The following is a 22,266-nucleotide window of genomic DNA, read 5'->3' on the forward strand; positions in this document are numbered from 1 at the left end:
ATGCAAACACATACGATCGCCGTACTCGTCAACGATCACCCCGGCGTATTGACCCGAGTCGCGACCTTGTTCGGGCAACGCGGCTTCAACATCGACAGCATCACGGTGGGAGGAACAGAGGAGCAAGGGCTGTCCCGGATGATTATTACCACCGGAGCGGATGACCGCCAGATTCAACAACTGATGAAGCAACTGCAAAAGCTGATCGACGTCATCTCGGTGACGAACCTCAGCGAAAACCCGTACGTTTCCCGGGAGCTGGCGCTTATCAAGGTGAGCGCATCACCGAGCCAGTTGGCCGAGTTGAACGGGATTGTCGAGCCGTTCCGCGCCGCGATCGTCGATGTGGGACCTACCTCGCTGATCGTGCAAGTAACGGGTGACACCGAAAAAATCGACGCGCTGCTTGTGCTTTTGCAAAGCTACGGGGTGCTCGAACTGACGAGAACAGGATCAGTAGCGATGGCGCGCAGTATTGTTCCAGCAACAGCCGCAGCAACGGTTTAAATTGCAAAATTCAGAATAGGAATTCAAACTAAACATAATTTTAGGGAGGCTACACAAATGGTAAAAATGTATTATGAAGCAGACGTAAACAAAGAGGTACTGCGCGGCAAAACAATCGCCATCATCGGCTACGGCAGCCAAGGACATGCGCAAGCGCAAAACCTGCGCGACAGTGGCTATAAAGTAGTAGTAGGTCTGCGCCCAGGGAAGTCTTGGGACGTAGCGGCAAAAGACGGCTTCGAAGTGTTGACAGTGGCCGAAGCAACCAAACGCGCTGACGTGGTGCAAATCCTCATGCCAGACGAGCGCCAGGCGCAAGTGTACCGCGACGAGATCGCGCCAAACCTGAAATCCGGCGCAGCACTCTGCTTCTCCCACGGCTTCAACATCCACTACGCGCAAATCGTGCCGCCTGCTGACGTAGACGTTATCATGTCTGCGCCAAAAAGCCCGGGTCACCTCGTGCGCCGCGTGTACCAAGAAGGCTTTGGCGTACCTGGCCTGATCGCGATCTACCAGGATGCGACTGGCAATGCAAAAGACCTCGCACTCGCATACTCCAGCGGAATCGGCTGCACAAAAGCAGGCGTGATCGAAACGACTTTCCGCGAAGAGACAGAAACAGACCTGTTCGGGGAGCAAGCAGTATTGTGTGGCGGAGCAAGCGAGCTGGTAAAAGCAGGCTTCGATACGCTGGTAGAAGCAGGATACGCGCCAGAGATCGCCTACTTCGAGTGCCTGCACGAGCTGAAGCTGATCGTCGACCTGATGTACGAAGGCGGTCTGGCTCGCATGCGCTACTCCATCAGTGACACGGCTGAGTACGGTGACTACAGCACAGGCCGCCGCATCATCACAGAAGAAACGCGCAAAGAAATGAAAAAAGTGCTGGCTGAAATCCAAGACGGTACATTCGCTCGCAACTGGATCCTGGAAAACCAGGCAAACCGTCCTGGCTTCACTTCCCGCCGCCGTCTGGAAGCAGAGCACGGCATCGAGGTAGTCGGACAACAACTGCGCGGCATGATGTCCTGGCTGAACAAAGAAACGAAAAAAGAAGAAGCGAAAATCGGGCAATAAGGACCCGTATAGAGAGACATATATAATGTAGGAAAAAAAGTGGAGGTGAAAAGTTCATGCGGACCATTGAGATTTTTGATACGACATTACGCGATGGGGAGCAGTCTCCGGGCGTCAACATCAGCACGAACGAAAAGGTGGAGATCGCCCTTCAACTGGAAAAGCTGGGCGTAAACAGAATTGAGGCTGGCTTTGCGGCTGCTTCCCCAGGCGACCAAAAGTCTGTGGCCGAAGTGGCGAAGCGGGTGAAAAACTCCACCGTCGTAAGTCTCGCACGTGCCGTCAAAGACGACATGGATAAGGCGTACGAAGCGCTGCGCAACGCGCAAAACGCATCCCTCCACGTCTTTCTTGCAACGTCTCCGATCCATCGCCAGTACAAACTGAACATGAGCAAGGAGCAGGTCCTTGCTCGTGCGGTGGAGGCGGTCACCTATGCGAAAAAATACTTCACAGAAGTACAGTTTTCCGCAGAGGATGCGGCGCGGACAGAGATCGACTTTTTGGCCGAGGTAGTGGAAGCGGTCATCAAGGCAGGCGCGACAACCGTGAACATTCCGGACACCGTCGGCTACATGACGCCGTACCAGTACGGCAACATTTTCCGCGAACTGAAAAAGCGCGTGCCAGAGACAGAAGGAATCCGCCTGAGCTGTCATTGCCACGATGACCTGGGCATGGCTGTCGCAAACAGCTTGGCTGCCGTGGAAGGCGGAGCTACACAGGTAGAAGGTACGATCAACGGGATCGGCGAACGCGCAGGCAACGCGGCGCTGGAAGAAGTGGCGCTCGCACTGGAGACACGCAAGGACTATTACCAGGCGACAACCAAGCTTCATCTGAAGGAAATTGCGCGGACCAGCCAGCTCGTAAGCCGTTTGACAGGAATGATCGTGCCGGGCAACAAAGCCGTCGTAGGCGCGAACGCTTTTGCCCACGAGTCCGGCATTCACCAGGACGGCGTCTTGAAGGAAGTCACCACCTACGAAATCATTCGTCCGGAGTCGGTCGGCTTCAAGTCGAACAAACTGGTGCTCGGCAAGCACTCTGGCCGCCATGCGTTCAAGGAAAAGCTGGTGGAACTGGGCTACCACCTCGACCAAGAGGAAGTCAATGCCGCCTTTGCCGCCTTCAAGGCATTGTGCGACAAGAAAAAAGAAATTACGGACGACGACATTCTTGCCCTGATCGATACAAAAATGGTTCGCGGTGCCGAAGCGTTTCAGCTCGAATCGGTGCAGCTCGCCTACGGCAACATTTCCGTGCCGACGGCAAGCGTCCGCCTGAAGCGGGCTGACGACTCGGTCGTCGAGGAAGCGGCGATTGGCAACGGCTCCGTCGATGCGATCTACAAGGCGATTGACCGCGCCACAGGCGAAGAAGTCACCTTGATCGACTACAAAATTCTCTCGGTCACGCACGGACAGGACGCGCTCGGCGAAGTGTTCGTCCGCCTCCAGCAAGGCGAGCTGACCGTCACTGGCCGCGGAGTCAGCACAGACGTGCTGGAAGCGAGCGCGATCGCCTACGTGCGCGCGATCAACAAAATTTTGGAGCGCCGCGGGGAATCCGTGCCAGTCGCTGCAAACTAGAACAAAACGGATTGGATAGGAAAAAAGAAACCAGCAAGGAACGAAAAACCATTACAGAAAAGAAAAGCGGGATAAACGATGAAGAAAAATTATCGCATCGCCGTTCTTCCTGGTGACGGTATCGGACCAGAGATCATGCAGGAAGCAGTCAAAGTCCTTCAGCTTGTAGGAGAGCGAGAAGGCGTCACATTTACGTGCGAGGAAGGCCGGATCGGCGGAATCGCCATCGACACCGACGGAACTCCGCTGCCGGAAGCGACCGTCAAGCTGGCGAAGCAGGCCGACGCGGTGCTGCTCGGTGCAGTAGGCGGCCCGAAGTGGGATCAAAATCCGGGGCACCTTCGCCCGGAGACAGGACTTTTGGGGATTCGCAAGGAGCTTGGGCTGTTTGCCAACATTCGCCCGGCGACGATGCACAGCTCGCTCGTCGAAGCTTCTACGCTCAAGCCGGAAGTGGTGTCCGGCGTAGATTTGATCGTGGTGCGCGAGCTGACCGGAGGCATTTACTTCGGGGAGAAAAAGCGCTACGACGGTCCGAACGGCGAAGTAGCCGAAGACCAATGCATTTACACCGAAGCGGAAGTCGAGCGGATTATCCGTGTAGGCTTTGAGATCGCTCGCAAACGCCAAAAGCGTCTCGTGTCTGTCGACAAGGCGAACGTGCTGGAAAGCTCCCGCCTCTGGCGCAAGGTAGCAGAGCGGGTAGCGGCCGACTACCCGGATGTCGAGCTGTCCCACCAACTGGTCGACTCGTGCGCGATGCAGCTCGTGCGCGCTCCGAAGCAGTTTGACGTCATCGTGACGGAAAACATGTTCGGCGACATTTTGAGCGACCAGGCCGCGATGCTGACAGGCTCGATCGGCATGCTGGCCTCGGCAAGTCTGGCAGCGGGAAGCTTCGGGCTGTACGAACCGGTGCACGGCTCCGCTCCTGACATCGCCGGAAAAGGCATTGCCAATCCGCTGGCAACGATCCTCTCTGTCGCGATGATGCTCCACCTCTCGCTCGGCATGGATGAGGCTGCGGCGGCAGTAGAAAACGCCGTCTGGTCCGTCCTCGAAGCGGGACACCGCACAGGCGATATCGCGGCAGATCCGAGCAAGGCGATTGGCACAGTAGCAATGGGCCAACTCGTGCGCGACGAGCTGTCCAAACAATGGCAGCCTAAGTAAAAAAAGCAAAAAAGAACCCTGCCACGGCGTCCAGATGGACAGCGGCAGGGTTTTTGCGCGTTCAGCCGATGGTGATTGAGCCATTTTGGCGAGCGAAAATACGCCCTCTGCTCTCGCCGGCATACGGGCGTATCGTTGTCTGGCCCCCGATAATATTACCGCAGCAGCGCAGCTCCCAAGCGATGCAGCCAATGCTTCAGCTCCCGTTCCTCCATCGGAGCGAGCGGGAAGCGCACAGCCGGGCGGCGCTTCGTGTCAGCAGGCTCGTCGGCTACGCGGAACGCATGGCCGCAGGTCAGCTCCAGACCTTCTTCGCGCAGGATGGCGACGACTCTTTCTTCCAGCTCGGTCGCGTTTGCGGTCGGCGTGCCCCACTCGATCCACGTGTTGAGCCCGCCCGTGATCGGGTACATGCGCGCGTGGGCCGGGAGAGCGTGGTTCTTTTCCTTCCACAGCCGCAAAAAGCGGGATTGGAACAGTGCGCGGCGGTCCGCCAAATACACCTCGGAAAACCATGGATCGTCGAGCAGCCGGACCGCTGCCTCGACGACGAGCAAGGACGGCTCTGCTCCGGTCATGGACACGATCTGCCTGTAGCGTTCCAGTTCCTCTTCGCTAAAATCGGCAGGCAGCATCAGGACTCCTAGCTGCAGGTCGCGCGCCAATGTTTTCGACAGAGAGTGCAGGTAGTACACCTCGACAGGGCTTTTTTGCTGAAAAGCCATCTCGTAGATCGGCTTGCTCGGCTCCTCGAACCAGAGGTCGCCGTAGTGGTCGTTTTCCACGATGCGCACGCTGTGCCGTTCAGCCCAGGCGAGCAACTCTTCCTTGCGCTTCAACGAGTAGCTGATGCCTGTCGGGAAGTGGTAGTGCGGGTTGATTAACAGCCAGTTGGCCGGGTAGTGCTCCTGTTCGGCATCGAGCGCTTCGATGCTGACTCCTTCTTCGTCCAGGCGGATCGGGCGGACGGTGATCCCGCACTGGCTGAGCAGGCGCAAAAAGACCGGGTAGCTGTATTCCTCTACGTAGACGACATCGCGCGGATTCATGACACGCTGCGCGAGAAAGGCGAAGCCGCTGGTGCTGCGGTTGAACAGCAGCACGCGCTCGGGCGAGTGCGGCAAGCCGCGTCTCTTCAGGTGATCGGCGAATACTTTGGCCGCCTGTGTCCGTCTGATTTTCTTTTGCGCGGAAGGCTCGTCCAGCACGGTCAAACTGTCGTAAAAAGCGCCGCGCAGCCGCTTGACCAGCTCTTCGCCAGGGCGGGGCGAGGAGTCAGCCAGCGAGGCAATCGGGATGTCGGTCAACGGCAAGCGGCTTTCCAGACGAGCTTCCTTTGCGAGCGTCGTCAGGTAGTAGCCTTTGCCGTGCACGGCTTCCAGCCAGCCTTCCAGCGCGAGATGGTCGTACGCCTTTTTCACGGTTTCCAGCGAGCAGCCGCTGACGGTTTTCATGTCCCGCAGCGAGATCAATTGTTGTCCGTCTACAAGAAAGGCCCCGCGCAGAATAGCCGTTTTCAGTTGGTCGGCTAGCTGCACATAAATCGGCGTATGGGATTGCTTGTGAAAATGAAACGAAAAAAATGGGCGTTCTGCCATCCGGGTACGCCTCCTTGTCTGTCAAAAATAACTGTCACCAGCATTATATCGAAAACAGCGTCCTCTAGGGTAGAAGAAGTGAAGAAATCGTTGCAAAAGGACGGTTGGCAAGACCCGTGCCGAGAGAAAATGGTAGAATAAGAGAAACAAGCCAGCAGAAAATGAGGGAGATCACGATATGAGCACACAGGAGCACAAGGCGCTGTCACCAAAACAGGTGACGTGCATGGTCATTACCGTTTCCGATACGCGAACCGAAGAGACGGACAAGAGCGGACAATTAATGAGGCAACTATTAACCGAGGCAGGGCATCACGTCGCCCTCTACCAGATCGTCAAGGACGAGCCTGCCGAGGTGACTGCCGCGATTGAAGCGGGAATCGCGCATCCCGAGGTGCAAGTCATCCTGCTCAACGGCGGGACAGGCATCTCGCCGCGAGACAACACGTTCGAAGCCGTCTCCGGTTTGCTGGAAAAGGAAATGCCCGGCTTCGGCGAGCTGTTTCGGATGCTGAGCTATACGGAGGACATCGGGTCGGCGGCCATGCTCAGCCGCGCTGTGGCGGGCACCAGAGGGGGAAAAATGATCTTTTCCACGCCTGGCTCGACTGGGGCAGTCAAGCTCGCGATGAATCGGCTGATTGTGCCTGAGCTGGGGCATGTCGTGCGCGAACTGAATCGCTGAGCGGGGCCGGGCCGGATTTGCCGTGCTCTGGCCTCGTATGGTACTGTTACGAAAGGAATCGCCCGGTTGGACGCCAGACCATCGTTTGCCTGATGGTTTTTTTCGTCGCCGGATTTTGTGCAAGGAGAGTAGACCCATCCATGAAGATTGTACTATCGACCTTAAATGCCAAGTTCATCCACTCCTCGCTGGCCTTGCGCTATTTGCGCAGCTACGCCCAGAAAGCTTTTCCGGGCATCGAGCTGGTGGAGTACACGATTAACGATGTGACGCTCAACATCGTCGCAGACATCTACAAGCGACAGCCCGATATCGTCGCTTTTTCCTGTTATATCTGGAACATTCGCGAGACGCTCGATGTGATCCGCAATCTGAAAAAAGTATGCCCCGACGTCGCTGTCATTCTCGGCGGGCCGGAAGTGACCTACGACGCGGACGAGTGGATGAAAAAGCATCCGGAGATTGACGTGATCGCCATCGGAGAAGGGGAGCAGACTTTTTTGGAGCTGCTGCAAGCCTATCAGGAGGCGAAAGCCGAGGGCAAGCCTCCTCGCCTGCGGGATGTAGCGGGAATCGCCTATCGCGACGACGAGTACGTTCGTTTTTCGGCACCGAGAGCCCAGATTGAAGAGATGGATACGATTCCGTCGCCCTATGCGGATCATCTCGACGAGCTGAACAACCGCGTCGTCTATTTCGAGGCATCCCGGGGGTGTCCGTTCAAATGCCAGTACTGTCTGTCTTCCATTGAAGACGGGGTGCGCTACTTCAGCCTGGAGCGGGTCAAGGAAGACTTGCTGCGGCTGATTCGCCACGGTGTGAAGACGATTAAATTCGTGGACCGCACGTTTAACATCAATAAAAAGTATGCAATGGAGATTTTCCAGTTCCTCATCGACAACCACAATGGAACGGTGTTTCAATTTGAGATTACGGCCGATATTTTGCGGGCGGACGTGCTCGACTTTTTGACTGAAAACGCACCGCCGGGCATTTTCCGCTTCGAAATCGGCGTCCAATCCACCAACGACGAGACAAACCGCCTCGTACAGCGGATTCAACGCTTCGACCGTCTGGCCAGAACCGTGACGCAGATCAAGGAGTCGGGCAAAATCGACCAGCACCTGGACTTGATCGCAGGCTTGCCGGAGGAAGACTACCAGTCGTTCCGCAAGACGTTCAACGATGTGTTCGCCCTGCGCCCGGAGGAGTTGCAGCTCGGCTTTTTGAAAATGCTGCGCGGGACCGGAGTGCGAGCGCGTGCCGCCAACCACGGCTACGTGTTCATGGATGAAGCGCCGTACGAGATTTTGGGCAACAACGTCCTCTCGTTTGCGGACATGCAAAAGATCAAGCGGGTGGAAGACGTCCTGGAAAAATACTGGAACGCACACCGGATGGACCTCACGCTGGAGTGGCTGTTGGCGAATCAGTTCGAGACGCCGTTTGACTTCTTCCAGACGTTTGGCGACTATTGGGAGCAGCAGGGCTGGAGCCGCATCGGCCATCAGCTTGAAGATTTGTTTTTGCGACTGCAAGCTTTTTTGCAGCACGAGAACGTGGAGGGACTTGGGCATGTGCAGAGCTTGATGAAGTTCGATTACTTGCGCAACCAGAAGCATCGTCCGCGCAAGCTGTGGTGGGAGGACGTCCTGGACAAAGAGGCGATGCAAAAGACGTACGCCGCCATCTACGAGCAGCGCGACCGGCTGCGCGAAGACTTTGCCGCGCATGCCGCTCTGGAAAAAGACTATTTCAAGCACACGGTAACGGCGAAGGTGACGTTTGACATTGAGACGTGGCTGAGAACCGGGGAAGTTATCGAGGGCGATTTTACGCTGGTCGTGTACTATCCGTATAAAAAGGAAGATAAGAACGATTTTGCAGTCGTGAATCAGGAGGTACATGCTGCCGGCTGATCGCAGGGAAAGCGAAGCAGCACGAGCTTTCACGGGGAAGGAGGGAGCGCGATGACGTGTGCCTTTACGACAGCGGCTATCCGCTTGCTCGCGAGCCATGCGGATGCCAAGAACGCCGGGCCGATGGAGCGGTACATGAAAAATCAGTTTCCTTTTTTGGGGATCAAGGCTCCGCTGCGCCGCGAGCTGTCCAGACAGTTGTTTCGCGAGCACGGCATCCCGCAAGACTGGGAGCAGGTCGTGGCGCGCTTGTGGGCATTGCCTGAGCGCGAGTACCAATACGTGGCAATGGATCTGTTGGCAAAGACGAAAAAGCAACTGACACCCGAGCACCTGCCGCTTGTAGTCAAGTGGATTACAACGAAGTCGTGGTGGGATACGGTCGACTATCTCGCCGCACATACAACAGGCACGCTTTTTTCCCGCTACCCCGAGCTGATCCGCCCGAACACGACTGACTGGGTCAAAGGCGATAATATGTGGCTCGCGCGGACGGCGCTCCTGTTTCAGCTTTCTTACAAGGCCAAGACGGATCGGGAGCTGCTTTTCGCCTTGATTGAGTCCTGTGCGGCTTCCAAGGAGTTTTTTATCCAAAAAGCAATCGGCTGGGCTTTGCGGGAGTATGCCAAGACAGAACCGGAAGCAGTGCGTGGCTTTGTGGAAAGGACTGTGCTGTCGAACCTGAGCAGGCGGGAGGCGCTCAAGCATCTTGGCTGATGGACGGGCTGTTTTTGTCCGTGATTTCTTCGCTTGATAAAAATGGTTCATCTATTGCAAAATAGACAAGTACCTTTTTACGTGTTTGTACGTAATTACTAAGAGTCACATACTGCACGAGAGCCGCTGCCAGCCTGCGCAAGATTTTGCCGCCAGTGGCGAAGATAGGGGATTTTGCCTCATGGAAATCAACCTGCTGATGTCAATCATAGAGCAATACGGCTACGTCGCGATTTTTTTCCTGCTCTGGCTGGGAATCGTCGGCTTGCCCATTCCGGATGAGCTGGTCGTGGCGACCGGAGGCTTTCTCGCCTCGATCGGCCTTCTGGACCCGTTTTACTCGTTTTTGGCCGGGTACATGGGCGTTGCCTCCGGATTGACCATCGGTTTTTTGTTGGGAAAATACTTCGGAAAGCCGATCCTGCAATGGCTGTCCAAAAGCGAAAAGATGCGGCACGCCGTCGAGCGGTCCACGGGTCTTTTGGAGAAATACGGGACGACGGCTTTGTGCATCAGCTACCTGTTCCCGGTTGTCCGCCACGTCGTTCCGTATTTGGTGGCGCTGGGCGGCATGACGTATCGCCGCTACGCGCTGCTTTCGTATCCGATCGGGCTTGTCTGGACCATCGCGTTTTACTTCCTCGGCTACGTGTTCGGAAACAACGTGGAGGCGATTATCGGGATGATTCGCCAGTACGGCTTCTACGCCTTGCTGGTCATCGTAGTCGCGCTGGCCGCCTGGCTGATCGTGCGCAAGGTCATCGTCAGCAACCGGGCGTTTCGGGCAAAAGGAGAGTAGGCGATGAGACATGAGCAGGTGGCAATCCACAGGCGCAATCGCAATCTGGTGCTTGCGGCCGGATGGCTCCTCGTCCTTGCGGGGTATTTCAGCTACGAGGCGATCGTCGTGGCTGCGGGCGCCCTCGTTTTGAACGGCTATGCCTGGTTTTTGATGCGTGCGGACAAGCGTCTGGCGAAAAAGAAAAGCTGGCGGATTCCCGAGGCCAGTCTCCTTTTGGCCGCTTTTCTCGGCGGAGGGCCAGGCGCATTGGCGGGGATGCTGATTCATCGCCACAAGACCCGGCACGCCTCCTTTTTGTTTTTGGTCCCACTGTTTTGTATGTTGCAAATTGCGCTGGTCGTCTGGATCGGCCGACAATAAAGCAAGAATCTCGTGAGCAACGATGGCGCGAGGTTCTTTTTTTGTTTGGCTGCTTGCAAAAAAGATTACTGTCAGAAAACTCTGAATTGTAGATTGCGCATTTCGGGAATCAAGCCTATAATAAGAAATGTAGTCAACATTATCGAATATCGTTCGATAATATCGAACGAAGAGGAGGAACATGAGCGAGAAGTTTATCCAATCGGTAGATCGAGCCATCGACATCCTGGAGTTGTTTTCTCTCACCGAGCCAGAGCTGAGCGTCAAGGAGATCAGTGATCGCCTGAAGCTGTCGAAAAGCACGGTTCATGGCTTGATGAAAACATTGGAGCACAGGGGGTACCTGGAACAAAAGCCGACCGATCAAAAGTACAAGCTGGGGCTGCGCCTGTTCGAGCTGGGAAATCTGGTCGGCAGTGGAATGGAGCTGCGCAATCTCGCCTATCCGATCATTCAGAGCCTCGTGGCGACGCTGCAAGAGACGGTTCACCTGGTCGTGCTCGACAAAGACGAAGTGGTGTACGTGGAAAAAGTCGAGGCGCCTGCTTCTCTGCGGATGTACTCCATGCTCGGAAAGCGCGCTCCCTTGTACTGTACGGGGGGAGGGAAGGCGTTGTTCGCCTATTTGGACGAGGCGACTGTCGATCGCATCTTGCAACAAGCAGATTTGAGAGCGCTTACCCCGTTTACGCTGACCGACCCGGAGGCGATCAAGCGGGAGCTGCAAAAAATTCGCGAGCAAGGGTACGCGATTGACGACGAAGAGATCGAGATCGGCTTGAAATGCGTAGCCGCACCGATTTTCAACCACGAGGGGAAGGTGATCGCCTCCATCAGTTGTGCCGGGCCCAAGCACCGTTTCTCCGACGACAAAATGACGACGTTCATTCAGGAAGTCAAGCATGCCGCACTGGCGCTTTCCAGGCGGTTTGGGTATCGAGGCTGATGGGCAAAAAAAGAGACTTCCCTCTTGCTGGAGCAGTTTTCAAGCGGCCACCCGAAAACACCACAGAAAGAAGTCTGTACAGAACCATTCGTCAACCATACCCAAACCCCTGCCGCCTGTTCGAAGAAATGTGCCGTTTTGCCAGGGAGAGCTGCTGCTTTTGCCGCCCCCGGCCGACGATGACGTTGTTTTGCAGCAAACCAATCCAAACCAGCCAAAGGGAGCGTGTCGTATCATGAGCACCATCACCAAACCGGTCAACATCTGGAAGTTTATCGAGGAAAACAAGGACAGTTTGAAACCGCCAGTGAACAACAAGGTCGTCTGAAAAATGCCGAGCTGATGATGATGGTGCTGGGCGGCCCGAACAAGCGCCGCGACTTCCACGTCGACCCGTCCGAAGAAATTTTTTACCAGCTCAAGGGCGATTGCTACGTGGAAATCATCAACGCCGAAGGCAAGCGGGAGGTAGTGACGGTGCGCGAGGGGGAAATGTTTCTCTTTCCAGCGAATGTCCCGCATTCCCCGCATCGCGTGGCAGATACGATCAGCCTGGTCATCGAGCGCAACCGCGATCACGGCGAGCTGGAAGACCTCGTCTGGTTCTGCGAAAAATGCGACCACGAGATGCATCGGACACGCGTGCAGTTGACAGATATCGAAAAGCAAGTAAAAGAAGCGATTCATGCGTTCAATGGCAGTGAAGATTTGCGGACATGCAAAAACTGCGGGCATGTAGCATCCGAGGAAGTGAACGAATGGCAGCCAGAATAGACTTCCTCTGCAGAGGCGGCGGAAGCGATGGCCCGGCTGCAAAACGATTTCATCGCCGACACGGTGCGCCAATATCCCGATCGGTTCATCGGACTCGGAACGGTTCCGCTGCAGGACGTGGACCGCTCGATCCGCGAGCTGGATCGCTGCATTCATCAGTTAGGGCTGAAAGGAATCGAGATCGGCACGAACATCAACGGGCAAAACCTCGACGATCCGGCCTTCCTGCCGTTTTTTGAAAGCTGCGCGAAGTGGGACGTGCCGCTGTTTGTCCATCCGTGGGAGACGCTGGGCCGGGAGCGGATGCCGCGCCTGGACCAAGGCTGGAACGTCTGGCCGCATCTGCGCGTGACAGAGCAGCCGCCAAGCTTCTATACGAAAAACTTTTACTTCGACTCGCTGAGTTACGAGCCGCTGAACATCCGGCTGTTGCTCGAACGGTTCGGCCACGAAATGCGCGACACCGTTTAGTGCGAAGTAAAGCAGATGGACGAGGCGGCGATTCGCCAGTCTGTTTTGGAGATCGTCGAGCAGGTGCAAGCGTACGTTCCCGGCTATCGGCTGAAGCAGGAGCCGCTGTTCGAAGAAAATCGCGTGACCGTATTTCTGGAGGTCGAAGGTGCGGGAGACTACTTCCCGCCCTACGCTGGCAATTTGGACATCATGACGGCTGCGGCTGTGCGGGTGGGAGAAGAGGTCGCCCGTCATCTTTTGGATGGGAGAGGGGTAAGCCTTTGAACAAAATAGCGATCGACCAATCAAAATGACAGAAGTTTGCTTGCGCGACGGCAGCCACGTCGTCGCCCACCAGTTCACGCGCGAGCAGGTGCAGGCCGTCGCCCGAGGGCTGGATGAGGCAGGCGTTCCTTACATCGAGGTGAGTCACGGAGACGGTCTGGGCGGCTCGACGATCCAGTACGGTCGCTCGCTCGTCGACGAAATGGAGCTGATCGAAGCGGCGGTCGCTTCGTGCAGGCAAGCAAAAGTCGCGGTGCTGCTCATACCGGGCATCGGCACGGTGCATGAACTGAAAGAAGCGCAAAAGCGCGGGGCGGGACTTGTCCGGGTAGCCACGCATGTGACCGAAGCGGACGTCTCGGCGCAGGAGCGGGCAACGCGCAGACAGAGGTGTTGATCGCGGTGCTCGATCGCATGGGCGTCGATCTCGGCATCGACCTGTACAAACTGATGGATGTCGCCGAAGACATCGTCGGTCCAATCATGCCGCATTCGCAGGAAATCCGCAAAGGCAGTCTCGTCATGGGCTATGCGGGAGTGTACTCCAGCTTTTTGTTGCATGCAGAGCGGGCGGGCAAACGCTTCGGCGTCGATCCGCGGGATATTTTGCTCGAAGTCGGCAGACGCAAAGCCGTCGGCGGGCAGGAAGACATGATTATTGATGTGGCGGCTGAGCTGGCGAAGCTGCAAAGGGCGGGGAGATGACAAATGGCAGTGACGCAGGAAGTACAGAGAGAGATGGTCGAATATTTACTTGCGGCATACCGCGAGTGGCGCGAGGTGGAGAAGCTGACAGCCCGCTGCCCCGATTTGCCCATTGCGACGGCCTATGAGCTTCAGCAGCAACTGATTGCGCGCATGGAAGCGGATGGCGAGCGCTGCATCGGCTTGAAGCTGGGCTTGACCAGCCGGGCCAAGCAGCAGGTGATGGGCGTGCACGAAGCGATTTACGGCTACTTGACGGACGGGATGCTCGCGCTGGAGTGGGAGCCGCTTTCCTACCGACGCTTCATCCATCCGAAGGCCGAGCCGGAAATCGCGTTTTTGCTCGGGGACGATCTGGCGGGCACAGCCGTTACGAAAACTTCCGCTTCACCCTCCCGGACGTCGTGGCGGACAATTGCTCCTCTTCGGCTTTTCTCGTCGGCAGCAAATGGGTAGCGCCCGACGAATACGATCTCGCCCTGGCCGGTGTGGTCATGAGCAAAAATGGCGTCATACAAACTACAGGCTCTGGAGCGGCCGTGCTCGGTTCGCCCGCAGCGGCGATGGCCTGGGCTGTCAACAAGCTGGGCGAGCGCGGCCTGGGCTTGAAAAAAGGCCAGATCGTCCTGTCCGGCGCGATCACGGAAGCGATTCCGTTCGAGCCGGGGGATGTCATTACGGTCACTGTCGACGGCCTCGGCAGCGTCTCCTTTGGCTGTCAGGCATAGACAGCCAACACGGGCAGCGACTTTTCGGACTGCCGAAAAAGACAGAGGTGGTTTTGATGCCGATTGTACAGGTGTCCATACTGGAAGGGCGAGACAAGGAACAGATCAGGCAAATGATCGAGGGAATTACCCAGGCTGTCACTGCCAGCTTGCAAGTAAAGCCGGACCAGGTCCGCGTGCTGGTAACAGAGCTTCCCCCTTCCCACTGGGGCGTGGGGGGAGTCACAAAAGAACAAACCCGTTTTCTGTAACGGAAATTTCAAGGAGGTTACGATGGCTCAATCATCCATTCCACTCAGCAAAAACTACGCGCAGCAACTGGATGCCCAGGACGAGTTGGCGAAATACCGCGAAGAGTTTTACTTGCTGCCTTCGATGTACCTGGATGGCAATTCCTTGGGACTGATGTCCAAACGAGCGGAGAAAAGCTTGCAGGACATTTTGCAGTCGTGGAAAGAGCTCGGCATTGACGGGTGGACAACCGGCGAGCATCCGTGGTTTTTCCTGCCAGAAAAACTGGGCGAAATGAGCGCATCTCTCGTCGGCGCGGAGCCCGAGGAAGTAATCGTCACAGGCTCGACCACGGTCAACTTGCACCAGCTCGCCGCCACCTTTTATCACCCGGAAGGTAAAAGAACGAAAATCATCGCGACCGAGCTTGATTTTCCGACAGACATTTACGCCTTGCAAAGCCAAATCAAGCTGCACGGCCTGGACCCAGAGAAAGAGCTGATTCGCATCGCTTCGCGGGATGGCCATCTGATCGAGGAGGACGACATCATCGCCGCCATGACCGAGGAAGTCGCGCTCGTCATCTTGCCGACCGTGCTCTATCGCAGCGGACAGTTGCTCGATATCGAACGGCTGACCAAAGCGGCGCACGAAAGAGGCATCCTCATCGGCTTTGACGGCTGCCACTCGGTCGGAGCGATCCCGCACTCCTTCAGCAAATGGGGAGTCGACTTCGCTTACTGGTGCAACTACAAATACGTCAACGGCGGCCCTGGCAGCGTCGGAAGCCTGTATGTCAACCGCAAGCATTTTGGTAGAGTGCCGGGCTTGACTGGCTGGTACAGCTCGAAAAAAGACAAACAGTTCGATATGGAGCACACGCTGGATGTATGCGAGACGGCAGGCGCTTATCAACTGGGCACACCGCATATGCTGAGCGTCGCACCATTAATCGGCTCGCTGGAAATGTTCCAGGAAGTGCCAATCGGGAAGCTGCGGGAAAAATCGTTGAAGCTGACCCGCTACATGATGGACTTGATCGAAGTGGAGTTGGCAGGCATGGGCTTTGCCATTGCCAATCCGCAGGAAGACGAGCGCCGCGGCGGCCACGTCAGCCTGGAGCACGAAGAAGCCGTCCGGATTTGCAAGGCGTTGAAGGAGAGCGGCATCATCCCTGACTTCCGCGCTCCGAACATCATTCGCCTCGCTCCGGTTGCTTTTTACAACACGTACACCGAGGTGTGGGAAAGCGTGCAGGTGCTAAAAGCGATCATGCAAGAAAAACGGTACGAAAAATTCGAGAACAAGCGCGGTGTTGTCGCCTAGTCGCTTGGGCAAAGGAGTGTGCGCAATTGTCAAAGCAAAACCATTTTCAGGACATCATGGAGCGTGAAAAAGGGCTGCAGCGCGGGTTAACCACCCGCCAGCTAGCCATGATTGCCATCGGGGGCGCAATCGGTACCGGGCTGTTTTTGGGAAGCGGGATGGCGATTGGCTTTGCCGGGCCGAGCGTGATCGTCAGCTATTTGATCGGGGCGGTCATCGCGCTTTTGCTGATGGGCTGCCTGGCTGAAATGACCGTCGCGCATCCGACGACAGGATCGTTCGGCGCTCACGCGGAGCGCTACGTCAATCCGTGGGCAGGCTTCTCCGTCCGCTACGCCTATTGGTTCAGCCTGGTCTGCGCAGTCGGCACCGAAGTGTCCGCGATGTCTGTCTACATGAAATACTGGTTCCCTGATGTGCCGGGCATCGTCTGGATCGTCATTTTCTCAGCCGTACTCCTTTATGTAAACGCTACCAGTGTGAACCTGTTCGGTACTGTCGAAGACGAAAAAACAGGCAGGGGGGAATATTCATTGAAAAAGAAACAGACGAAGCGGGTGGTCAGTGCATGGCTTGCCACTGCGCTCGCAGCAGGTGCGCTTTTTCCACTGACGGCAGTGGATGCAGCCGGGGCAACCCAGACCAACAGCTTTGTTGGCAGGCCACGTTTGACCTGAACGGCCGCCGGTATTTGTACGACTACGAGACGACGATGTACAACGTGTACGACATTACTGACCCGCGCAAGAAGGCGGCAAGTACGGGTATGCGGCCATGGGCGGCTACGGCTTCTTGGTGGTTGACATCAGCGACCCGAACAACATGAAAGCCGTGTCCCACATTGACATGCCGATGAGCGTGAGCGGAACCGGAGGCGACAACATCGACGTGACCAAGGTCGAGACGACGGGAATGGTCTACTACAGCGGCTATGCGGCGATTCAGCCGGGCACGCCTAGCCAGACCGTGATGCCGTATGCGTTCTACAACGCGGGTGTGCAAGTGTTTGACCTGAAAGACCCGAACAAACCGACGATTGGCGCTTACTTTGTGCCGAAAATGTCCGGCGAGTATTTGCGCAACGACGGCAGCAGTTTTGAGCAGAGCGAGCATTCCAACCCGGTGCACAGCATTTTCGTTGAGTGGGACCGCAACCTGATCTGGGCCTTCTCCAACCACGGCATTTACGTTCTTTCCACTCCGCTGCTGGGAGAGCCGGTAAAAGGCTTGCCCGCAAGCAAACAATAAGTCGAGCGCAGCTATATGAGAGAGGTCCGACATCTGTCGGGCCTTTTTCGTTTCTTCGCATAAAATGGGTTTTCATTTCCTTTCTTGGGCACACTATCCGTACTCGAAATCGCATGCCCACGATCTAGGAGGGGAAAGCGTTGAGCCAGTTTTGGAAAGCGTGGCAAAAGCGGAAGGAAACCCTTCAGGAGAAGGCGTTACACCATCATGCCGATCGAAGCATGGAAAGTGTCTCGGATATAGAGCTTTCGCTGGATGTGGATGAAAACATTACCATGATCGAGAAAGAGCTGGGAAAATGCGACGACCTGGTCGTCCGCCGCTTTCGCGACAAGCGCGACACCGATTGCGCCATCGTTTTTCTCGACGGGATGGTCGAGCGCAACATCATCAGCGAGTTTATCATTGTGTACATGTCCGATCCGAAAATTCCCGACGACCTCCCGGCATCCAATGAGCTGGAGTCGACGGACGGGCTGAGACAGGTCATTCGCAACATCTTGTCAGGAAGCGCCGTGCTCATGCGCAATGGCGACAACAAAGCGTATTTGAACAACACGCGGGGCTGGGACCGCCGAAGCGTCGACGAGCCGCAGACCGAGTCTGTCGTGCGCGGGCCGCGGGACGGCTTTTGCGAGACGCTTTGCGTCAATTCCGCCTTGATCCGGTTTCGCCTGAAAGACCCGAACCTGAGAGTGCGCCATATGGTGATCGGCCAACGGACGCAGACAGATGTTTACGTCATGTACATTGATGGCCTGGCCCATCCGCCGATGGTGCAAGAAATGCTGGCGAGATTGGAGAAAATCAACGTCGATTCGATTTTGGAGAGCGGCTACATCGAGCAACTGATTCAGGACCGCCGCTGGTCGCCCTTTCCGCAGATTCAAAATACGGAGAGGCCGGACAAGGTCGTGGCAAACTTGCTGGAAGGCAAGGTGAGCATTCTGGTGGACGGAACGCCTTTTGCCTTGATTGCCCCGGCTGTTTTTTCCCAGTTTTACCAAAGTCCAGAGGATTATTACGAGCGGTTTTACATCGCGACGTTGCTGCGATTTATCCGCATTATCAGTATTACGATTGCGCTGCTGTTGCCTTCGCTCTACATCGCCTTTAGCTCGTTTCATCCTGAGATGATTCCTTCCCGGCTCGTCATCGCGATGGCGGCAGGGAGATCGACGGTGCCGTTTCCTTCGCTGGTAGAGGCGCTGTTCATGGAGCTGGCGATTGAGATTTTGCGGGAGGCGAGCGTCCGGCTGCCAGGGCCGATCGGACCTACGATCGGGATCGTCGGGGCGCTGGTGGTCGGGGAGGCAGCCGTATCCGCGGGTCTGGTCAGCCCTGTCATGGTTATCATCGTGGCGGTGACGACCATCGGTTCCTTTGCTTCGCCCAGCTACAGTGCGGCGATTGCCATTCGGATGCTGCGCTTCCCGGTCATGCTGCTCGCAGGAATGTTCGGCCTGTACGGAATCATGCTGTTTTTGATCGTCATCCTGATTCATTTGTCATCGCTCAAGTCGTTCGGCGTGCCCTACATGTCGCCGCTTAGCCCGTTGAATCTGAAGGGGATGAAGGATTTGTTCATCCGTGCGCCCCATCACTTGTTGAGAACTCGCCCGACGATGTTTCACATCCAGGATGAAATCCGCATGAGAGAGGATGAAAAACCGTGAGCAGGCAGGACGTGAGCAGCCGACAACAAACGTTTTCCTTGTGGCAGCAGACGTCCTTGATTACCAGTACGCTGATCGGCGTAGGCATTTTGACATTGCCGCGTTCCACCTCAGCCATCTTGTATGAAGCGGGCTGGATGTCGCCTGTATTCGGTTCCGTCATTGCCTTTGTGTCTGTCTGGATGATCGCAAAGCTCAGCCAGCGTTTTCCGGGAATGACCTTCGTCGAGTACAGCACGATCGTCTGGGGGGCCAAAAAAAATTCGCGGCTGGGCAAGTGGCTCAGCTTCCCCTGGATTCTCGCCTATCTCGGCTTCATGTACCTTGCGACCGGGCTTGTCTCCCGCATCTTTGGCGAAGTCGTAGTGACTTCCGTTTTGCTCGACACACCGCTGGAAGTCATCATTATTACCATGTTTGCGCTGGCATTCATCCTCACGTTGCACGATCTGGATGTCGTGGCCCGGATCAATGAGCTGTTGCTGCCGCTCGTTTTGCTCCCTGTGCTGTTCATTGCGCTCGCCTCGTTTCAAAAAGCGGAGTGGAACAATCTGCTGCCGCTTTTTCGAGCGACCGGCCCGTCGCTGCTCAAGGGAGCTTACGAAGCGGTCTACTCTTTTTCCGGCTACGAAATCATGCTCATTTTTTTCGCCTACGCGCACGAAAACAAGAGCAAAGTAAAAGCTGGTTTTTACGGCATCGCGATCACGCTGGTCGTCTACACCTTGATCGTAGTGGCGGGCATCGTCGTCTTCGGCTACGAGGAGCTGCAGCGTGTAGCCTGGCCAACCTTGGAGCTGGTGAAGACCACACAGGTGCCGGGACTGATTTTGGAAAGGCTGGAATCCGCCTTTCTGGCCGTGTGGGTAACGGCTGTTTTTACTACCGTGGCCAACGCCTACTACGCTTTCATTTACGGCTTGCGCCAGTTGTTCAACAGAGGGATGGGTTTTCAGCGAATCCTCTCGGCAGTCATGTTCATCCCCCTTTACTTTATCGCGCTGTGGCCGCAAAACATCGTAGAACTGTTTTGGATCAGCTCCTATTTGGGCGTTTACAGCCTCATCCTCAATTTGGGGATCCCTATTCTCTATTTGACAATGCTTTTCATCCGGGACCTGGGGCGAAAACAAAAGGAGAGGAATGCAGATGGCTAAAGGATGGCTTGGGCTGGCAGTTCTGTGCGTGTGCGTCTCTCTTTTGACGGGCTGCTGGGACAGAAGGGAGCTGGAGGAGCGCACTTCCGTACTTGCCATTGCGGTAGATATGGTAGAGGGACAAGAAGAGTTGTACAGATTGACTGTGCAAATTCCGATCCCGATCAAGATCGCCGGAAGCAGTGGACAAGGCGGCGGCGGAAATGCCGATGCGGTCAAGATCATGAGCGTGACGGGCCGGACGATTCTCGATGCCAACAACAATCTGCAAATTCGGCTGAACCAGAAGCTGTTTTTGGGCCATACCCGCGTGCTTGCCGTCAGTGAAGAAGTAGCGAGAAAAGGCATCGGCGACATTATGGACAGCTTTCGCCGGGAGCCGCAAATCCGCCGCCTGATGTGGCCGATCGTCGTCAAGGGGGAAGCGGCCACCTTGCTCAAAATCAAGCCGCAGCTCGCGCAAGTCCCCGTCGTGTTTCTGATGGACCTGATCGAAAACGGAGCGAAGATGGGCACGATTCCCGATCAGACGCTGGGAGACTACTTCAACCAGACCTCGAACAAGACGATGGAGCCTTTTCTCAACTACGTTCAGGCGAGCGCGACCGAGGTACGCTGGAGAGGCGTGGCCGTCTTTCGCGGGCACAAAATGGTAGGGACGCTCAACGAAGTGCAGTCGTGGTCGTTTTTGCAACTGCGAAACGAAGAGCGCGGGGGCGATGTCGTCATCCCGCTGCCCGGTACGGACAACGGCTATGTGACATTCCGGCCTCACTTTGTCAAAACGAGACTGGATTTGAAAGGAAGGAACAACAAAGGGGCGCTTGCCGCGATGTTTTCCTGCGAGCTGCAGGGAGATATCGTGGAAGTGACCGCCAATACGAACATGTCCCCGGAAGTTTTCATCCAGAAAATGCAGAGCTTGATTAAAAAGGAGATGGAGGAACGGGCGAAAAAGCTGTTTCACCAGTTGCAAAAGGAGTACAACAGCGACATTTTGAGGCTCGGGCTGGCGCTTCGAGCGCACCACTACCGGGATTACTGGGAGAAGCACGACTGGAAGAAGGATTTTAAAAATTTTCCAATTGGCGTTGACTATACGATCAAAATTCGCCGTTTAGGTATGGAAATGCAATAGGAGCCGATAAAGATGGGAAATCAAAGGGGCAACATCAGTACATGGCAACTAATCGCAATCCTGATTAGCTCGATGATCGGGGTGGGAATCCTTACCTTACCGCGTACCGCCAGCACGGAACTGCAGGAAGTGGGCTGGCTGGGGCCTCTCGTTGGCGGGTTGATTGTGGTTATCCCTCTTATGGCGATCATCTATTTGAGCAGGCAGTATCCAGGACTGACCTTTGTAGAGTACGGCCCGCTCGTCTTTGGCGGCCATCGGCACCCGTGGTTGGGAAAAATTCTCAACATCCCGTGGGTGCTTTTGTACCTCCTGTTTCAATTTTTGAATACGGCGATGGTCGCCCGCGGGTTTGGCGAGGTCATTGTCACGTCTGTCCTGCTGGACACGCCCCTTGAAGTGATTTTGCTGACTTTGCTTTTGATCGTCTTGTACTTGTGCATGCACGAGTTCGAGGTGCTGGTCAGGGTCAACGAGCTGTTGTTTCCGATCATGTTTGTGCCGATCCTCATCATCCCGTACGTGACGATCAACAGTGCGAACTGGTACAATCTGCTGCCGCTGCACATTGATTCATGGCAGGGAGTGGCCAGCACCGCGATTGGAACGTTTACGATGTACACGGGATTTGAGCTGATGATGATCTACTTCGGGCTGGCGATGCCGGGAGCGCGGATTTCGCTGGCGGCCTGGAGCGGGTTTGCCTTCACGATCGTGTCGTATGTGCTGACCGCTGCGGCGGGCATCGTGGTGTTTGGCTACGAGGAGTTGCAGCATCTGATCTGGCCGACGCTGGATATGGTCAAAACCGCGCAACAAACCGGCTGGTTTCTGGAACGGATAGAGTCGGCTTTTCTCACGATCTGGATGGCGTCCGTGTTTACGACGTTCGGCAACATGTACTACTCGATGATTTTCGCCACGCGGCTGTGGTTGAAAAAAGGGATCCGCTTTCAGCGCATCATCGCGCTGATCTTCTTCTTCCCGCTTTTTTACGTCGCGTTGTGGCCGCAAAACATCGTCGAATTTTTTGCCTACGCCCAAAAGCTGACGTATTTCAGCTACTTGCCAACGGTGCTCTTTCCGATTTTGCTGGCTGTGCTTCAGTTGATTCGTTCGCGCTCCTCGCAGCAGGTGGCAGAAGACAAAAAGGGAGAGACGTAGTG

General features: G+C 55.9%; 17 protein-coding genes and 7 pseudogenes. 23 read left to right on the forward strand and 1 reads right to left on the reverse strand.

The genetic code is table 11. The features are described 5' to 3' along the window. The 4 genes from ilvN to leuB all read left to right on the forward strand — a co-directional run bounded on the left by ilvN (position 1) and on the right by leuB (position 4,352). A complete protein-coding gene (gene ilvN / locus AC3WQH_RS05865) occupies positions 1-507 on the forward strand; it encodes an acetolactate synthase small subunit (RefSeq protein WP_005829326.1) in 507 nt (168 codons plus the stop codon). 57 nt (positions 508-564) lie between these two features. Then, the gene (gene ilvC / locus AC3WQH_RS05870; RefSeq protein WP_005829324.1) at positions 565-1,587 is read left to right on the forward strand and encodes a ketol-acid reductoisomerase; all 1,023 of its coding nucleotides are present in this window, start codon (positions 565-567) and stop codon (positions 1,585-1,587) included. 56 nt (positions 1,588-1,643) lie between these two features. Then, positions 1,644-3,179, forward strand: coding sequence for a 2-isopropylmalate synthase (locus AC3WQH_RS05875; protein ID WP_005829322.1), 1,536 nt, complete (start codon positions 1,644-1,646; stop codon positions 3,177-3,179). Between the two features lie 78 nt (positions 3,180-3,257). Beyond that, positions 3,258-4,352 (forward strand): 3-isopropylmalate dehydrogenase, encoded by a 1,095-nt coding sequence (gene leuB, locus AC3WQH_RS05880; protein ID WP_492331941.1) that lies wholly within the window; start codon positions 3,258-3,260, stop codon positions 4,350-4,352. 155 nt (positions 4,353-4,507) lie between these two features. Here leuB and AC3WQH_RS05885 read toward each other — a convergent pair whose 3' ends face one another. Next, positions 4,508-5,950 (reverse strand): aminotransferase-like domain-containing protein, encoded by a 1,443-nt coding sequence (locus AC3WQH_RS05885; RefSeq protein ID WP_005829318.1) that lies wholly within the window; start codon positions 5,948-5,950, stop codon positions 4,508-4,510. Positions 5,951-6,128: 178 nt separating this feature from the next. Between AC3WQH_RS05885 and AC3WQH_RS05890 the strand changes: the two genes are divergently transcribed. From AC3WQH_RS05890 to AC3WQH_RS05980, 19 genes and pseudogenes are all read left to right on the forward strand, one after another. Then, complete coding sequence (locus AC3WQH_RS05890) at positions 6,129-6,635, forward strand: MogA/MoaB family molybdenum cofactor biosynthesis protein (protein ID WP_005829317.1); 507 nt, start codon at positions 6,129-6,131, stop codon at positions 6,633-6,635. 140 nt (positions 6,636-6,775) lie between these two features. Further along, on the forward strand, positions 6,776-8,554 hold the full coding sequence (locus AC3WQH_RS05895) for a B12-binding domain-containing radical SAM protein (RefSeq protein ID WP_005829315.1): 1,779 nt from the start codon (positions 6,776-6,778) through the stop codon (positions 8,552-8,554). Between the two features lie 51 nt (positions 8,555-8,605). Next, entirely contained in the window at positions 8,606-9,271 is a 666-nt protein-coding gene (locus tag AC3WQH_RS05900; RefSeq protein ID WP_035423007.1) for a DNA alkylation repair protein, read from the forward strand. Between the two features lie 181 nt (positions 9,272-9,452). Further along, positions 9,453-10,070 carry a DedA family protein gene (locus tag AC3WQH_RS05905; RefSeq protein WP_025844155.1) on the forward strand — a complete coding sequence of 206 codons (618 nt, stop codon included), beginning with the start codon at positions 9,453-9,455 and terminating at the stop codon, positions 10,068-10,070. A gap of 3 nt (positions 10,071-10,073) precedes the next feature. Next, entirely contained in the window at positions 10,074-10,433 is a 360-nt protein-coding gene (locus tag AC3WQH_RS05910; protein WP_026557750.1) for a DUF1294 domain-containing protein, read from the forward strand. A gap of 181 nt (positions 10,434-10,614) precedes the next feature. Continuing rightward, positions 10,615-11,379: an IclR family transcriptional regulator gene (locus AC3WQH_RS05915; RefSeq protein ID WP_327920771.1), complete on the forward strand. Its 765-nt coding sequence runs from the start codon at positions 10,615-10,617 to the stop codon at positions 11,377-11,379. A gap of 235 nt (positions 11,380-11,614) precedes the next feature. Continuing rightward, positions 11,615-12,153, forward strand: a pseudogene (locus AC3WQH_RS05920) (3-hydroxyanthranilate 3,4-dioxygenase). Between the two features lie 9 nt (positions 12,154-12,162). Beyond that, a pseudogene (locus tag AC3WQH_RS05925) lies at positions 12,163-12,606 on the forward strand (amidohydrolase family protein); the annotation flags it as partial. Continuing rightward, a pseudogene (locus AC3WQH_RS05930) lies at positions 12,607-12,891 on the forward strand (acetaldehyde dehydrogenase (acetylating)); the annotation flags it as partial. 25 nt (positions 12,892-12,916) lie between these two features. Next, a pseudogene (locus AC3WQH_RS05935) lies at positions 12,917-13,596 on the forward strand (hydroxymethylglutaryl-CoA lyase-like TIM-barrel protein). A 3-nt stretch (positions 13,597-13,599) separates the two neighbouring features. Continuing rightward, positions 13,600-14,324 (forward strand): annotated as a pseudogene (locus AC3WQH_RS05940) (2-keto-4-pentenoate hydratase). A 56-nt stretch (positions 14,325-14,380) separates the two neighbouring features. Continuing rightward, the gene (locus AC3WQH_RS05945; protein ID WP_007776590.1) at positions 14,381-14,575 is read left to right on the forward strand and encodes a 4-oxalocrotonate tautomerase; all 195 of its coding nucleotides are present in this window, start codon (positions 14,381-14,383) and stop codon (positions 14,573-14,575) included. 22 nt (positions 14,576-14,597) lie between these two features. After that, positions 14,598-15,881: a kynureninase gene (kynU, locus tag AC3WQH_RS05950; protein WP_197187647.1), complete on the forward strand. Its 1,284-nt coding sequence runs from the start codon at positions 14,598-14,600 to the stop codon at positions 15,879-15,881. Positions 15,882-15,937: 56 nt separating this feature from the next. Then, positions 15,938-16,384: pseudogene (locus tag AC3WQH_RS05955) on the forward strand (amino acid permease); the annotation flags it as partial. Between the two features lie 262 nt (positions 16,385-16,646). Beyond that, positions 16,647-17,129, forward strand: a pseudogene (locus AC3WQH_RS05960) (LVIVD repeat-containing protein); the annotation flags it as partial. A gap of 140 nt (positions 17,130-17,269) precedes the next feature. Beyond that, positions 17,270-18,805: a spore germination protein gene (locus tag AC3WQH_RS05965; protein WP_492331942.1), complete on the forward strand. Its 1,536-nt coding sequence runs from the start codon at positions 17,270-17,272 to the stop codon at positions 18,803-18,805. A gap of 11 nt (positions 18,806-18,816) precedes the next feature. Further along, a complete protein-coding gene (locus AC3WQH_RS05970; protein ID WP_242507395.1) occupies positions 18,817-19,962 on the forward strand; it encodes a GerAB/ArcD/ProY family transporter in 1,146 nt (381 codons plus the stop codon). Then, positions 19,955-21,100, forward strand: a complete 1,146-nt coding sequence (locus tag AC3WQH_RS05975; protein ID WP_026557756.1) for a Ger(x)C family spore germination protein — start codon at positions 19,955-19,957, stop codon at positions 21,098-21,100. The genes AC3WQH_RS05970 and AC3WQH_RS05975 overlap by 8 nt, the downstream gene beginning before the upstream one ends. 12 nt (positions 21,101-21,112) lie before the next feature. Next, positions 21,113-22,264 (forward strand): GerAB/ArcD/ProY family transporter, encoded by a 1,152-nt coding sequence (locus AC3WQH_RS05980; protein WP_005829292.1) that lies wholly within the window; start codon positions 21,113-21,115, stop codon positions 22,262-22,264. Positions 22,265-22,266: the final 2 nt, after the last annotated feature.

The sequence above is a fragment of the Brevibacillus sp. FW301-21C12A genome, assembly GCF_058788915.1.